This window comes from Sphingosinicella sp. BN140058 (assembly GCF_004135585.1).
Lineage (GTDB): Bacteria > Pseudomonadota > Alphaproteobacteria > Sphingomonadales > Sphingomonadaceae > Allosphingosinicella.
The window spans coordinates 3894506-3910367 of record NZ_CP035501.1; the positions used below are offsets into that span (position 1 = coordinate 3894506).

Consider the following 15862-nt stretch of genomic DNA (forward strand, 5'->3'; position numbering starts at 1 on the left):
CGTATATGGATTTCGATCGCCGCACCCTGCTCGCCGGCGCCGGCGCACTGCTCGCCGCGCCCGCTTTCGCACAGGCGAAGAGCGGTGCCTTTCCGCAAGCTTTCCTGTGGGGCGCCGCGACGGCGGGTCATCAGGTCGAGGGAAACAACGTCAATTCCGATCTCTGGCTGCTCGAGAATGTCAAGCCGACCATCTTCGCCGAGCCGTCCGGCGATGCGGTCAACAGCCTCGAATTGTGGCCGCAGGATCTCGACCTGGTGAAGAACCTCGGCCTCAACGCCTACCGCTTTTCGCTCGAATGGGCGCGGATCGAGCCGGAGCCGGGCCTGTTTTCCGTCGCCATGCTCGATCACTACAAAGCCATGGTCGATGGCTGCCGGCAGCGTGGCCTGACCCCGGTTGTGACATTCAACCATTTCACCGCGCCGCGCTGGTTCGGTGCCCGCGGCGGCTGGACGAATGCCGAGGCACCGGCCCTTTTCGCGCGCTATTGCGACCGCGCCGCCCGGCATGTCGGCGCCGGGATCGGTCACGCCTTGACGATGAACGAGCCCAATCTGCTGCGGCTGCTGCGCGCGCTCGACGTGCTGCCTGCACCCGCGCTGGCGGGGCAGCGCGCGATGCTGGAAGCGGCGGCGCGCGCGACCGGTGCGGCCAAGTTCGCCACAGCCAACGTCACCAATTTCGACGATCTCGATGTCATGCTGCCCAACATGATCGCTGGTCACCAACAGGGCAGGGCGGCGATCAAGGCCGTGCGCGGCGATCTGCCGGTCGGAGTCAGCCTGGCGATGCTCGACGATCAGGCGGTCGGCCGCAACAGCGTCCGCGATGCCAAGCGCGCTGAAATATACGGCGCCTGGCTGGAGGCGGTCAAAGGCGATGACTTCCTCGGCGTGCAGAATTACGAGCGCACCTTGTGGGGCGACAAGGGCAAGCTGCCCGCGCCCGCGGGTGCGAAGACGAACTGGTCGGGAACCGAAGTCTACGCGGCTTCGCTCGCCGGCGCCGTCCGCTACGCCCACCAGGCGACGGGGTTGCCGATCCTCGTGACCGAGCACGGCATCGGCACCGATGACGACGCGCTCCGCGCCGCCACGATCCCCGCGGCCCTCGTCGAGCTCAAGAAGGCGATCGACGAAGGCGTCCCGGTGGGAGGCTATATCCATTGGTCGCTGCTGGACAATTTCGAATGGATCTTCGGCTACAAGCCACGATACGGGCTGGTCTCAGTCGACCGCGCGACATTCAAGCGAACGCCGAAGCCGAGCGCCGGCGTGCTGGGCGCAATCGCGCGGAGCAATTCCCTGTGATGGCGACACCGAGGCGCTTGCTCCTTCTGCTCGCCGCAGGGATCGCAATGCCGGTATGTGCGCAGCCCGGCCCCTTCACGATCAGCCGCGTCGAGGCGCCCGCCGATGCGACAGCGATCCCGCTTTACCCCGTGGGAAGTCCCGTCGAGGGGGCCTCCGGCGAGGTCTGGAACCGGACGCTCGGCTCCATCGGGCCGACCAGGATCGACATGCGCTCCGTTCGCAACGTGCGGATGCCGACGATCACGCCCTTCCTTCCCGATCCGGCAAAGGCGACCGGCGCGGCAGTGATCGTGGCGCCCGGTGGCGCGTTCCTGTCGCTGTCGATGGACGAGGAAGGTTTCAAGGTCGCACGCAGCCTTGCCGACCGCGGCATTGCCGCATTCGTCCTCAAATACCGCCTGCAGGAAACGCCAGCCGACGACGCTGCCTTCATGGCCGAGGTGGGGCGGGTGTTCGGCGAGGCGGGCAAGGGCGATGCGAGAGGACGGCCGGCGCCGTCTCAATCGGTGGCCGATGCCCTGCAGGCCTTGAAGATCGTTCGCGCCCGCGCTGCCGAGTTCCGCGTCGATCCGGCGCAGGTCGGCCTCATCGGCTTTTCTGCCGGTGCCCAGACCGGCCTCGAAACAGCCCTCGTCTCCGATTCACCATCGCGGCCGGCTTTCCTCGGCTTCGTATACGGACCGATGCGGGCAATCCCCGTGCCTGCCGATGCGCCGCCGATGTTCGCCGCAATCGCGCTCGACGATGGCCTGTTCGGCAGGCAGGGCTTCGGGATCGTCGAGGCCTGGCACCAGGCCAACCGGCCGGTCGAGCTTCATGCTTATGAGAGAGGCGATCACGGTTTCGGTGTCGGCCGGCCGGGCACGACGACGATGCTGATGATTGATGAGTTCGTCGCCTGGCTGCGGGCTCGCAGCTGGCCCGTCGAGGCAAAATCCCGGTGATGCCGGTGAAGGCTCTCGCCTTCGCGGCGCTGGTTGCTGCGCCGCCTGCTGTCCAGGCTCAGGATGCGCCCAAGCCGCGGGTGCTGCTGATAAGTGACATCGGCAACGAGCCCGACGATTCCGAAAGCTTCGTTCGCTTCCTGCTCTACGCCAACGAATTCGACGTCGAAGGCATCGTTGCCGCGACCTCGACGCACCAGCGCAACCGGGTGCGGCCTGATCTCTTCCAGGAACGTATCGCAGCCTATGGCAGGGTCCTGCCCAATCTGCGCCGCCACGCCTCCGGCTATCCCGACGCCGCCCGCCTGCAGTCGCTGGTTCGCAGCGGTGTGAGTCGCTACGGCATGGACGGCGTCGGGCCCGGCAAGGACAGCGCTGCGTCTCGGCTCATCGTCGCCGCGGTCGACCGCGCCGACGATCGCCCCGTCTGGATACCGACATGGGGCGGTGCCGCCGACCTCGCCCAGGCACTTTGGACGGTTCGCGAGACCCGCTCGGCCGAGGATCTCGCGACCTTCGTGTCCAGGCTGCGCGTCTATTCGATCTCCGACCAGGACGACGCCGGGCCGTGGATCCGCCGCACGTTCCCGCAAATCTTCTGGATCGCAAGCGTACACGGCTGGAACCAATATGACATGGCCGCCTGGACGGGCATCTCGCGGGACGTCATGCTGCCCGACAAATGGCCCGCGGCGGAGACGGTCACCAATGGGTGGCTTGCCGCGCATATTCGGAAGGGACCGCTCGGCAGCCTTTATCCGCCCCACCAGTTCATCATGGAAGGCGACACGCCCTCCTTCCTGTCCCTGATCCCCAACGGGCTCAACAACCCCGAGCGTCCGGACCATGGCGGGTGGGGCGGCCGCTACGTCAGGTCGGACCTTGCTGCCGGCCATTATGGCGATGCGGTCGACACGTTCACCGCGGCCGACGGCACGCGTTACGCAAGCAACCAGGCGACGATCTTCCGCTGGCGCGATGCCTTCCAACGCGATTTCGCGGCGCGGGTGCAATGGTCGATCACGGCGAAGGTCGAAGACGCCAACCATGCGCCGAACCTCGTCGTGAACGCTCAGGCAGGGCAGAGACCGCTCACGATCGCGGGCCGATCCGGTGACCGTATCCTCCTCGATGCCGCCGGCAGCAGCGACCCGGACGGCAATGTCCTGGCCTACCGCTGGTGGCATTATGCGGAGCCGAGCGGCGGCTTTCGCCCTCCGACGATCGCTCTCCATGGCAGCGCCAGTGCAAAGGCCGATTTCATCATTCCGAAGGTCGACGCACCGACCGACATTCACGTGATCCTAGAGGTCACCGACAACGGCGTGCCGGCCCTGACCCGGTATCGGCGCGTCATCGTTGCAGCACGTCCATGATCTGCCGGATTGCGAGGACCGCCCGATGAGCAATGACAAAAGAACGACCGCACCGTTAGGCCGATGCCGGGTGTCCGCCACCTTTGCCGCACTGCTGCTGTCTGCGGTCGCGGTGCCGCTCTTCGCGCAGGACACGCGTCACGAGGACGGCGACCCGCTCGCCGCCGGGTTCGCCGATCCGCCGATGGAGGCGCGGCCGCGTGTCTGGTGGCACTGGATGAACGGCAATATCTCCAAGGACGGGATCGCCAAGGATCTCGCCTGGATGAAGCGGGTCGGCATCGGCGGAGTGCAGACTTTCGACGCCAATCTCGCGACGCCCCAGGTCGTTGAAAAGCGTCTCGTCTACATGGATGCGGGTTGGCAGGACGCGTTCCGCTTCGCGGCGCGCGAGGCTGATGCGCTGGACCTCGAGCTCGCAATCGCGGCGTCCCCCGGCTGGAGCGAGACCGGCGGCCCCTGGGTCGCGCCCGAGGACGCGATGAAGAAATTGGTGTGGAGCGAGACGCTGATTTCCGGCGCCAGGCGCTTCAACGGCAGGCTGGCGCCGCCGCCTTCCGTCACCGGCCCGTACCAGGATATCGCGTTCGACGATCCGCTCGCAGCGTTCGAAGGCGGCAAGCACGTCGACAAGCCGGTCCATTATCAGGACGTCGCGGTGCTCGCTTACCCGGTTCAGGCGGTCGTCTTGGCCGTGCCGTCGATCCGGGCCGGAGCGGGCGCGCCGATCGACGCCGCCAAACTGTCCGACGACAGCCTCGCCACCTCGATCGACCTTGCCCCCGGCTCCGCCGGGGCGCCTTCCTCGCTGGTCCTGACATATACCGAGTCGCAGACGATCCGATCGGCAACGATCTTCATCCATGGAGCGCTGCCGCCGTTCGGGGACCCGGCCTTTACCCCGCTGCTCGAAGTCAGAGACGGCAACGGCTGGCGCAAGGTCGCCGATCTGCCGCTAAGCGGCGTCGCGACTACGGTGAGCTTCGCACCCGTGCGTGCCGACACCTTCCGGATCGTCCTCGGTCCTTTTGCCGGCGAGAAGCGGGCCGGCCTCGGCGCGCCGGTCGCCGGCGTCGCCTTTCCCAGTTTCCTGCCCTCCGTGTCCAAGGACGCGCCGGTCCGGATCGGAATGCTGAAGCTTTCCAGCGAAGCAAAAGTCGATCGCTTCGAGGCCAAGGCCGGTTTCGCGATCGCGCGCGATTATCACGCGCTGGGCGCGGTATCGGATCCGGAGCCGGCGGTCGTCGATGCCGATGCCGTGATCGATCTGACGGCCCGGATGAAGCACGACGGCAGCCTCGACTGGACCCCGCCCGCGGGCCGCTGGCGCGTGCTGCGCCTCGGCGCCTCGCTTACCGGCAAGACCAATCACCCTGCACCGCCCGAAGCAACTGGCCTGGAGGTCGACAAATATGATGCCGGCGCCGTCCGCCGCTATCTGGAGACCTATCTCGGCATGTATCGGAACGCGGCCGGTGCCGACCTGATCGGCGCCCGCGGCCTGCGCGCCCTGCTTACCGACAGCACCGAGGTCGGCGCCTCCAACTGGACCCCGAAGCTGCTGGCAGAGTTCCAGCGCCTCCGCGGCTATGACCCGAGGCCCTATCTTCCCGCGCTGACCGGCGCGATCGTCGGATCGCGCGCCCGGAGCGATGCTTTCCTCTTCGACTTTCGTCGCACGCTCGCCGATCTCCACGCGACCGGTCATTATCGAACGATCGCCGAGTTCGCCCACGCGAACGGCCTCAAAGTCTATGGCGAGGCGCTCGAGGACGGGCGCCCCGCGTTGGGTGACGACATGGCCATGCGCCGATATGCAGACGTGCCGATGGCGGCGATGTGGACTTACGGACGAGGAGAGTCCCCGCGCCCGACCCTGCTCGGGGACATGAAGGGCGCCTCTTCGGTCGCCCACGTCTACGGCCAGAATGTCGTGGCGGCGGAATCGCTGACTTCGGCCTTATCGCCCTGGGCCCACGCGCCTGCGGATCTCCGCCGCGTCGTCGATCTAGAATTCGCGCACGGGATCAACCGCCCGATCATTCATACGTCGGTGCACCAGCCCGTAGACGACAAGCTCCCCGGCCTTTCGCTCGCGATCTTCGGTCAATATTTCAACCGGCACGAGACCTGGGCCGAGATGGCGCGGCCCTGGGTCGATTATATCGCCCGCTCCTCCTATCTGCTCCAGCAGGGCCGCAACGTTGCCGACATCGCTTATTTCTACGGCGAGGAGGCACCTCTCACCGCTTTGTTCGCGCAAGGGCCCCCGGCCGACCTGCCGACGCGCTACGCCTATGATTTCGTCAATCCCGACGTGCTGCTCAACCAGCTTTCCGTCGAGGGCGGCGAACTCGTCGCGAAGAGCGGCGCGCGCTACAAGATACTCTATCTGGGCGGCTCCAGCCGCATGATGACCTTGCCGGTGCTCCGCCGCATCGTCGCCCTCGCCGACGCCGGAGCGAGGGTCGTCGGGGCCGCACCGGAAGGAACGCCGGCTCTTGGCGAGGATCCTGCCGAATATCGCACTTTGCTCAATCGACTGCGGCAAAAACAGGTCGGCGCGGATCCCGAAGCTGCGCTCGCCGGCGCTGGTGTCCGTCCGGATTTCCAGGCAAATCGTGGCCAGATCCTTTACGTCCACCGCCGCCTTGCGGAAGGGGACCTCTATTTCGTCGCCAACCGCGGTGATCGGGCGGAGCAGGTCGAGGCGCGCTTCCGGGTCGCCGGCAAGGCTCCGGAGCTGTGGCGGGCCGACACCGGCACCGCCGAGCCGCTATCGTACCGAATGGAAGACGGCGAAACGATCGTGCCGCTCGATTTTGCCGCCGATGAGTCCTTCTTCATCGTTTTCCGCCACGCGGCGGCCCAGTCCGCGCGCAGCATTCCCCGACCGACGTTTGCGCCGCCGCTGGCGCTTGACGGCCCATGGACGATCGCCTTCCAGCCCGGTCGCGGCGCCCCCGCCGGCACGACGCTGGCCGCGCTCGCATCGCTGAGCGCACAATCCGATCCCGGCATCCGCTATTTCTCTGGGATTGCGACGTACGGCAAGGACTTCGCACTTCCGAAGGGCGTCACGCCCGGAGCGCCTCTGCTGCTCGATCTTGGCGCAGTCGGCGATCTCGCCGAGGTTCGGGTCAATGGCGATCTCGTCGGAGCCCTTTGGCACGCGCCCTACCGGCTCGACATTGGCAGGTCGGTCAGGAAAGGTACCAACCGGCTCGAGGTCCGGGTCGCAAACCTCTGGGCCAATCGACTGATCGGGGACGCCCAGCCCGGCGTACGGAAAATCACCTTCACCACCCTGCCGACCTATCAGGCCGATGCACCCTTGCGCCCGTCGGGTTTGATCGGTCCCGTCACCCTCTCGATGGAGTCGACGCGATGACTTGGGACCAACGTCGCTACATCGCGCGCGAGGCGGCGATCGGCGTCGCCATTAATGGAGCGCTCAGCGCCTTGTTCGCCTGGCTGGTTTTTGCCGGGACCACGCCCGCGCCGGTGGAGGCAGTCGCCCGAGACGCTTTTCCGCAGAGCTTCATGATCGCGCTGATGACGACGGTCGTGCCGACGCTTCTGACGCACCGCCGGTTGCGCGCGGGCGCGGTTGCACCGCTTGCGGCCGTGCCGATGCTTCCGCGTGCACTGCTGGTTCGCGCCGCGCTCGTGGCCATGACAGCCGCGTTCTTGACTGGTGGCGCGCACGTGCTGCTGCTGCCACGCCTTGCCGGACCTTTCTGGCCTTTATTGCCGCTACTCGCGTACAAGATCGTCTATGGTGGCCTCCTGGCGCTTCTGATAGGGCCCTTCATCCTTCGCGAAGCGCTGGTGGACGGCACGTCAGTTTCTCCATCGAACAGAATGTCCCGTTTACAATAATCTTCTGCTTCGCCCGCGCGCCACTGGCGGGCGCTTGCCGCGGCCGCGTTGTCCGGACGTGTCGAACCCATCTTGGCCCGCAGTTTCTTGCGCACTACAGTGTTCTACCTGAGACCCGGATTTGCAGGGCTGACCATTGGGGAGCCTCAAACGACTGCTTACGTCACAAGCGGCTGTTCGTTGACTGATCTTCCACTGTCCGGAGCTGGCCGTAAGCTGACGGGCAACCATGATTCGGGGCCCGGACTGTTCATAATGAGCGGCAAGGAGGCACCCTCGAACCGCCGGTGAAGCATATCCGGTCAGCGCTCTCTTGCTTCGCCAAGCTCCACCGGCAGGCTGTAGGGATGGTCAAGGATCTCGACAAAGCTTCGAACAAGAATACGCTCGTTTGTGCCATGTTCGAATTGTGGCTATTCTTGCGGGATATGCCCGACGAGCCGAAGGTCGGGATCCCCGCCGCACGATAGACCAAGCCATTCGTGGACCCGACTCCATCTAGGGAACCACCGGAACGTTGGGGTTATGCCTGGCGACCAGTGAGAGATCGCGCGATCGGCGTCGGCGCGCGGCTCGGTGACTGAAGATGCCGGGGCTCCGTCCGTTCGGCGGGCCGGCTTGTTGTCGGTCGCGCCGCGTTCTGGAAGAAGCCATCCTTCCCAGTCAATCAGAACGGATTCCGGCCCCAGTCCGCGCATCGGCGTCGGCGACATCCATATTGCGGCGAACAGAATGGGCTGCGACCCACTTGTCGATCCCGGCAAGCGGACGATCAGCGCCTCGACGTCGCCAACGCATAGCGCCGCAATGTCACTGGCTGAAACGCCTTCCGTCTTCAGGGATGTCGAGATGAAATTTTACTGGCATGGACCTGGTCACGCCCTGTGGTGCCGCGGTAGGCAATGAGAGATCCAAACAGCTCTTTCGCCTCGTGCGCCTCCGTTTCGCGACTTGAAAGGCGAGCGGCAGACACACTCGCCACATCCGCCGCCATGCTCGCGGACGGGACAAGTGGTCCGGCCAACAGCAATGCCAGGATCGCCAGCTGCCTCTGCATTTCCGTTCTCCATCTGCTCGGCCGGACCGGCAGGCGAGCCGTCCGCAGGACGTGCAAGCTCCTGTGCCGCTAATAGCCGGCAGCCTGCCCGTCAGTTCGGAACTCCGAGGCACCCCAATATACGCCGTTCTCGTCTCGGAGGACGGCTTGGTAGCCGCCGAAGAACGCCTCTCGGCCGCGAACAACGACGTGCCCGCGCCGCGCGAGTTCGTCCGCGATAGCACCGGGAACACCGCTTTCGAGCAGCACCGTGCCCCCCTCGGGATCCGCCGGCGTGCCGTCCGGGTCCGCCGAGCCCTGGTGCAGGAACCTGGCGGCATCTCCTGCGGCCTGCACGTTCATGCCCAGATCGAGGATGTTGAGGAGAACCTGCACCTGGCCCTGCGGCTGCATGTCGCCGCCCATCACGCCGAAGCTCAGAAATGGCTTGCCTGCTTTCATCACGAAACCAGGCATGATCGTGTGAAACGGCCGCTTGCCCGGCGCATAGCTGTTGGGAAGGCCAGGAACGAGGGTGAAGGCTGCGCCCCGGTCCTGCAGCACGAAACCGAGGGTGCGGCCGTCTTCGTCCTCGGGCACCAGTCCCGAGCCACCTGAACTCGCGTTCGACTGGATCAGGCTCACCATCATGCCGTCCTTGTCGCCCACCGCCAGATAGGTCGTATCCTTCGAGGGCGGCAGGCCGGCCTCCGTCCGCACGCTGGCGCGTGCATCGTCGATCAAGGCGGTACGCCGCGCGGCATAGGCGTCGGAAAGCAGCATCGACACAGGCAGAGCCGGATCGTCACCGTAGATTGCCGCCCGATCGGCATAGGCAAGCTTCTTCGCCTCGATCAAAGCGTGCCAGTAATCGGGGCTGGCGCGACCCTTGGCTTTCAGATCGCGCGTCTCCAGCAGCTTCAGCATCTCCAGCGCGGCCATCCCTTGCCCGGGCGGCGGGAGCTCGAAAACATCGTAGCCGTGGTAACGGATGCTGACCGGCTCGATCCAGCGGCTCGCCTGTTGCCGCAGATCCTCCAGACGGTGCGGCGCGCCGATGCGGTGAAACCAGGCGTCGAGGGCCCGTCCAACGCGGCCTTGATAGAAGCCGTCGCGCCCTTCGGCTGCGAGCAGGCGATAGGTCCGGGCGAGATCCGGATTTTGGAAGACTTGCGCCTCCACGAGTGGCTTGCCGCCCGGCATGTACAGCCGCCGGTAGCTGGCAAATTGCGGCAGCGCACCGTCCCGGGCCTTCTTCCCGAAATATGCCGCGTCCTCGCCGAGAAAGCGGGCGGTCTCCTGGGTGATCGGAATTCCGGCTTCGGCATAGCCGATTGCGGGCGCCAGCAGCTCGGCCATTGGCAACCGGCCGAACTTTCGATGGAGGGCGAACCAGCCGTCCACCGCGCCGGGTACGGTGACGGCGGGCCAGCCCACAGATGGAATTTGTCCGCTCTTGCCGGCCAGGCGCAAGAGCCTGTCGCGCGACAGGCCGTGCGGCGAACGGCCGGCAGCTTCGAGACCGTACAAGCGGTGCGTCGCGGGATCCCACAGGATTGCGAATAGATCGCCGCCGACGCCGCACATGTTGGGCTCGAGCAGGCCCAGCATTGCATTTGCGGCAATGGCCGCATCGGCCGCGCTGCCGCCGCGCTTGAGAATGTCGAGCGCGACCTGTGTCGCCAGGGGCTGGCTCGTTGCCGCCATTCCGTTGCGCCCGAGCACGGGAGAGCGGCTGGCATGCGGCGCTCCGGTGTGGCGATCGCCTTGGTCCTTGGCGTTGGAGGGTGGCAAAGCCGCCGCCTGAACGAGCAGCGCGGCTGCAAAGGCCAAGCATTTGCCGGCCCTTCTCATGCTTTTTCCTCCGGGTTCCAGGCGCATCCTTGGCACCATTCTGCACCATCCTTGGTAGCACGATCCGACGGTCGCGGCATATCGCCTGCCGACTCGATGCCGGGCAGCTTCATCATTCCCGCGCAGTGCGTGCTCGACAATTCAGCGCCGCGCGAGCCGGGCAGAGACGCCGGGGAGCTTCTCGGCGAGCTGCCGATCTATCTCCATTATCGCCGCGCGCCGGCAGGCCTTGATTTCATATTCCTCCGACGTCGAGGCGCCCGCATAGGAGCCGCACACCGTTTCAATCGCTGCCGCGAGCCGGCGTTTCAGGCGCGCCAGATCGCCAGGACCCTCCGGGCGGATGCCTCCGAGGGGCACCCTGGTGCTCGTCTCCGCTGCCGCCACTGAACAGATCGTCAGCAAAAGCGCGCAAAGAACTGCACGCGCACGTCCGGTCATCTCCTGTCTCCTTGTCGGGATATCTGTTCGAGCCTGTGCTCGGCTCGTGGGTAGCGCTGGGCGATCGCGACGTTGACAAGGGCGCTGTGATGTTTCCGTTGAGGATCGGTGATGCTTTGCTGATGTCGGCCCAAACCGGCTGCTTTCCGGCGACGCCTACGCTAAGAGCGAGGAGGCTCTGGCGCGACGTTCGGACGGTGCGCAGATGTTGGAGGCGCCCGTGGAACGGACCTGCTTTCGATCAAGGCAAAGTTGCGATGAACGGTAGCTCCGGGCGCACTGCACCGGCGGACGGCGTTGTCCTCAATCTGGCGAAGGTCGGTCCGTTCCAACTTGGAAGGCTCCGCGTCGACCCACCGTCGCGCGAGCTGCTCAGGGACGACGGCGCACGCCAGCTGCTCGAGCCGAGGGTGATGCAGGTTCTGGTGGCGCTGGCGCAGGCGAACGGCGCCGTGGTGGGTCGCGATACGCTCGTGCAGAGCTGCTGGGAAGGCCGTGTCGTCGGCGACAGCGCGGTGAACCGCGCAATCCTGTTGTTGCGCCGCGCCGCCGCGGAGATCGGGGAAGGGGCGTTCAGGATCGATACGGTGGCGCGGGTGGGCTACCGACTTTTGCGCGATAAGGACGGCGAGGCGGAGCCTCCCGCCGGAGACGATTCCCACGTCGAGGCCGACCGCCAGCTGCCACGGCGGCAGTTTCTCGGCGGCGGCCTCATCGCCGCCGCTATGGCGTGCGCCGGCTATGCCTTCTGGACCGGCCGAAAGCCTCCAGCCCCGTTATCGCCGGAGACGCAGGCGATGCTCGACCAGGCGAGCGTGCTCGCGCAGCAGACCACAGTAGACGGTACAAGCCAGGCGATCGGAATTCTGCGCAAAGTCGTGGAGATCGCACCCGGGAGCGCTGAGGCCTGGGGCATGCTCGCCAACAATTACGCGGTGGCGGCCCAGCATTGGTCTCCCAAGCTGGAGCGGCAGATGCGCCTTCGCGCAGAGGCGGCGATGAGTCGCGCCCGCGAGATCGAACCCGAGAACGGCTTTGCCTTTGCGGCTGAGGCCATGCTGTTGCCGCGCATGGGCGCGGAACTCCAGCTCGAGCGCGTGCTGCGGCGGGGTCTGTCGCACAATCCTGGCAGCCCCATCCTGCTTCATCATCTCGCCTGGACGATGTTGAACGTCGGCCGCTGCCGGGAAGCCGCCGACATGATCGGGCCGGTGGTTGAACAAGGCAGACCCTCACCGAACAAGTTTTTCGCGCAGATCACGATGCTCTGGGCTGCCGGCCGGCTTGAGGAAGCCGAGCAGGCGCTGGAGACGGCCTCATCCCTTTTCACCAGCCATTATGCGATTTGGTTCACCCGTTTCTATCTGCTGATGTACAGCGGTCGGCCCGCCGACGCCCTTTCGCAGAGCGCGGACGTGGAGAACTGGCCATCCGGCATCGACCGTCCCAACATCGCCCTCATCGAACAGGTAGCGAGGGCGATGCTATCCCGACGGACGGACGACATCGACCGGGCGATCAGGGCCAACAACGCTGCGGCGCGTGAGGGGACCGGCTATTGCGAAAACGCGATCCAGTTCGCGTCGGCGCTCGGAGGGATCGACGAAGCCTTCGGACTGGCGCAGGCTTATTATTTTGGACGGGGATTCGAGATTGCCGACGTTCGCTTTGCGGCTGACCAGAGGGCTTACTCCCAGCGCAAAAACCGACGGCTGCACATCCTCTTCCTGCCTTCGACGGGGGCGTTGCGAGCCGACGGACGATTCGCCCTTCTCGCCCGCGATCTTGGGCTTGAGGAATACTGGCGGGAGAGCCGGACACGGCCGGATTATCTCGAGTGAGGATCGCAGGCCCGCAATCCCGATGAAACGCTTGCGTGTCGTCGCCCGCCTCCATCACGCCCGCAACTGCGGCAGTGCCTCAGGTGAAGAGCGGCAATCGTATTGGCACCACGAAAGAGCTCCTTCGCCGCGACCTGTGGCGTCGGCATGGACCAACGGACACCTTCTCTTAAGCCATCTCTCCTAGGAGGGGCGACCCACTCTGGAGAGTCGCATGCGCAAGTTCGGTCTCGCAGCAACGTTCGTGATCGCGGTGGCTTGTCTCCCGTCCACGGGTCGGGCCGACCCTGCCTCGATGCAAAGCGCTGGTGCGCTGGCCGACGCCGGCTTCGAGGCGCGCCTCGACGCCGCGAAACTTGCCATGATGGCTGATCCGGAACGGGCGCTGCAGCTGGCAAGAAGCGCCTTTGCGCTCCTGGAGACATTGCCACAAGGGGCGCCGCGACGACTGGCGGAGGCAAAGGGAAGGTGGCTGGAAGGCGAGGCGCTCGGTCGGATCGGCAAGTCCGACGAAGCGGCCGCGATCCTCGACGGGGCAATCGCTGTGGTGGTGAAGCTTGCCCCTTCAGGCAAGCTGCACGGCGACCTGCTAATGTCGCGCGCCGCCACATCGGCAGATCTTGGGCAGGTCCGGCCTGCGCTCGAAAGCTACCAGGCAGCCTTCAAGATCTTCCAGAAGCTCGGCGAAGAGCGGAGCCAGGCAATGGCGCTCCAGAATATCGGATCTCTCTACAGCGATGCCGGCGATCATGAGCGCGTGCTCAAATATTACGAGCAGTCCGCCGAAATCTATCAGGGTGACCCCTCTGTCGTTCTCGCGGCCCACAACAATATTGCGACAGCCCTCAAGGACATGGGCAAGCTCGACAAGGCCGAGCGGGAATTTCGCACAGCCCTGGCGATCAGCCGGAAGATGGAGAGCCAGCTTCTCGAGGCGCGCATCCTGACCAATATCGCTTCGACGCAATTGCTGCAGGGACGCCTGCAGGCCGCCGACGACACCGCGGACCTCGGCCTGACGGTGGCACGAAGCGCAGCCGCTGCTGAGTGGGCACCCTTTCTGTGGGGCGTCAAGGCACAAGTGGCGGACAAACGCGGCGACGGGGTGGCGGCCGAACGCCTGCTTCAGCGGACATTCTCGGGGCTGAACCTCGAGGCAACCAGTCCCTTCTTCCGCGATTTCCATGACACCGCGCAACGCATCTACGCGCAGCTGGGCAACGAAGGACTCGCGCTCGCCCACTTGAAAGCGCTGAAGAGGATCGACGACGAGACGCGAGAAATCCGGACCTCGACGAATGCCGCGCTGATGGCAGCACAGTTCGACTTCTCCAACCAGGAACTGAAGATCAGCCGGCTGAAGACCGGTCAGCTCGAGCGGGACGTGCTGCTCGCCAGATCGCGGGCGCGGCTCCACGTCATCTTGCTCGTCAGCGTGGGCGTGGCGCTTGCCCTTGCCCTCGCGGCCTATTTCTCAATCCGGCGCAGCCGGAACAGGGTTCGGGCCGCCAACCGGGATCTCAACCAGTCGAATCTGGCGCTCGAGAAGGCCCTTCGCGCCAAATCGGAATTCCTGGCAACCACGAGCCACGAGATCCGCACGCCGTTGAACGGCATATTGGGGATGACCCAGGTTCTGCTTTCCGACCGCTCTGTCTCGAGCGAGACCAGGGAACGGGTGGAGGTCGTTCACAATGCCGGCGAGATGATGAAGACGGTGGTGGACGACATCCTCGACATGGCCCGCATCGAATCCGGTCGCATCGAAATCCTGCCGGAGACGATTTCGGTCAGGAAGCTCGTCCGCGACGTCGCGCGCTTGTGGGTCGAGCAGGCGGAGACCAAGGGCATCGCGATCGAGATCGATGTCGAATCCGCCCCGGGGTCCATCATCGAGGATGGCCGCCGACTGAAGCAGATCGTGTTCAACCTCGTCTCCAATGCCGTCAAATTTTCGGACAATGGTACGATCGGAATTCACGCTGAGCAGGTCGCCGGCGAAGGGTCGCATGCCCTGGAAATCCGGGTCGTGGACCAGGGCATCGGCATCCCGGACCATCAGCATGACGCGATTTTTGAAGCCTTCCATCAGGTCGATGGCCGCACCACCCGCAAGTTTTCCGGAACGGGACTTGGCCTGGCCATCTCCCGCAGCCTCGTCGAGGCGATGGGAGGCACGATCAAGGTGCGAAGCGAGCCCGGATCCGGCTCGACGTTCATCGTTCGCCTTCCGCTGGCCCTGCCGGCTTCCGAAGGGGACGCCCGACCGGAAGACGAACCTCGGCCTGTTTCGCTCGCCCGGTGCTCCGCACTTTTCGTCGAGCCCAATCCGCTTCTCCAGAGCATCACGGGGGCAGCACTGGATGGGGCACTAGGCGAGATCGTTTTCGTCGAAGATGCTGCGGGTGTGAAGGAGAGCCTTGCTGCAAGAGCCTTCGATTTCGTGATCCTCGACGCAGACGCGGTCGCGTCCGGGGAAATGAACCCGCGAGACATTCGGGACATGTGCGGCACCGTGCGCATCGTGATGATGCAACGGGACGAAGGTGACGGGCAACCGGCCGCCGGCTTGTCGCCGGACATCGACGCCGTCGTTGCGAAGGCATTTCCTCCCGTCGGCCTCGCCAGCGCTCTGGAGGCAGTTCTTCGATCGGATGACGATTGCTCCATTCCGGAGAAGGCCGCAGCCTGACATCAAGCCTTTATTAACCGTGCCCCGCTAAGGTGCGTACGTAACGAAAGGTTCTTCCCCGATGCGCGTGCTCTTCGTCGAAGATGACCCAATGAATCGCCGGGTGGTCAAGGACATGCTTAGCGTCGCAGGCGCCCAGATGGCCGAAGCGGAGGATGCGGAGTCCGGGCTGCGGATGATCGAGGAGGAGAGCTTCAACGTCATCCTGATGGATCTTCGGATGCCGGGGATGGACGGCATGACCGCGATCAAGCGGATCAGGGAGCGGGAGGACGACAAAGCGGGCCTCCCCGTGATCGTGGTGACCGCGGACACCGGTGCCCGGATCCGCGAGGACTGCATGGAGAACGGCGCCGACGAAGTTATCTTGAAGCCGGTGGCGATGAAGGCTCTGTTCGACGCGATGGGGAAGATGATCGTTCGCCATGCCAAGCGCGCCGCGGCCTAGCATCAGGCTCACGAAGGCGAGGACGTACACTC

At 65.4% G+C, this 15862-nt stretch carries 10 protein-coding genes; 8 read left to right on the plus strand and 2 right to left on the minus strand.

Annotation, left to right across the window (positions count from 1 at the left end):
- Positions 1–5: 5 nt before the first annotated feature.
- From ETR14_RS17470 to ETR14_RS17490, 5 genes are read left to right on the plus strand one after another with little or no spacing between them, the layout of a single operon-like run.
- Complete coding sequence (locus ETR14_RS17470) at positions 6–1313, plus strand: family 1 glycosylhydrolase (protein WP_129386753.1); 1308 nt, start codon at positions 6–8, stop codon at positions 1311–1313.
- A complete protein-coding gene (locus ETR14_RS17475; RefSeq protein WP_129386756.1) occupies positions 1313–2260 on the plus strand; it encodes an alpha/beta hydrolase in 948 nt (315 codons plus the stop codon). Before ETR14_RS17470 ends, ETR14_RS17475 begins: the two co-directional genes overlap by 1 nt.
- Before the next feature lie 5 nt (positions 2261–2265).
- The gene (locus ETR14_RS17480) at positions 2266–3636 is read left to right on the plus strand and encodes a nucleoside hydrolase-like domain-containing protein (RefSeq protein WP_371416684.1); all 1371 of its coding nucleotides are present in this window, start codon (positions 2266–2268) and stop codon (positions 3634–3636) included.
- Between the two features lie 25 nt (positions 3637–3661).
- Positions 3662–7027, plus strand: a complete 3366-nt coding sequence (locus ETR14_RS17485) for a glycosyl hydrolase (RefSeq protein ID WP_129386762.1) — start codon at positions 3662–3664, stop codon at positions 7025–7027.
- On the plus strand, positions 7024–7518 hold the full coding sequence (locus ETR14_RS17490) for a hypothetical protein (RefSeq protein WP_129386764.1): 495 nt from the start codon (positions 7024–7026) through the stop codon (positions 7516–7518). The genes ETR14_RS17485 and ETR14_RS17490 overlap by 4 nt, the downstream gene beginning before the upstream one ends.
- A gap of 1126 nt (positions 7519–8644) precedes the next feature.
- Here ETR14_RS17490 and ETR14_RS17495 read toward each other — a convergent pair.
- Both ETR14_RS17495 and ETR14_RS17500 read right to left on the minus strand, forming a co-directional pair.
- The gene (locus tag ETR14_RS17495) at positions 8645–10408 is read right to left on the minus strand and encodes a gamma-glutamyltransferase family protein (protein ID WP_129386767.1); all 1764 of its coding nucleotides are present in this window, start codon (positions 10406–10408) and stop codon (positions 8645–8647) included.
- Positions 10409–10549: 141 nt separating this feature from the next.
- A complete protein-coding gene (locus tag ETR14_RS17500) occupies positions 10550–10849 on the minus strand; it encodes a UrcA family protein (RefSeq protein ID WP_129386770.1) in 300 nt (99 codons plus the stop codon).
- 257 nt (positions 10850–11106) lie between these two features.
- On the opposite strand from ETR14_RS17500, the gene ETR14_RS17505 reads away from it, so the two are divergent.
- The 3 genes from ETR14_RS17505 (at position 11107) to ETR14_RS17515 (ending at position 15830) form a co-directional block, all read left to right on the plus strand.
- Positions 11107–12690, plus strand: coding sequence for a winged helix-turn-helix domain-containing protein (locus ETR14_RS17505; protein ID WP_165356503.1), 1584 nt, complete (start codon positions 11107–11109; stop codon positions 12688–12690).
- Positions 12691–12904: 214 nt separating this feature from the next.
- Complete coding sequence (locus ETR14_RS17510; RefSeq protein WP_129386776.1) at positions 12905–15382, plus strand: ATP-binding protein; 2478 nt, start codon at positions 12905–12907, stop codon at positions 15380–15382.
- 61 nt (positions 15383–15443) lie between these two features.
- Positions 15444–15830 carry a response regulator gene (locus tag ETR14_RS17515; RefSeq protein WP_129386779.1) on the plus strand — a complete coding sequence of 129 codons (387 nt, stop codon included), beginning with the start codon at positions 15444–15446 and terminating at the stop codon, positions 15828–15830.
- Positions 15831–15862 lie beyond the last annotated feature (32 nt).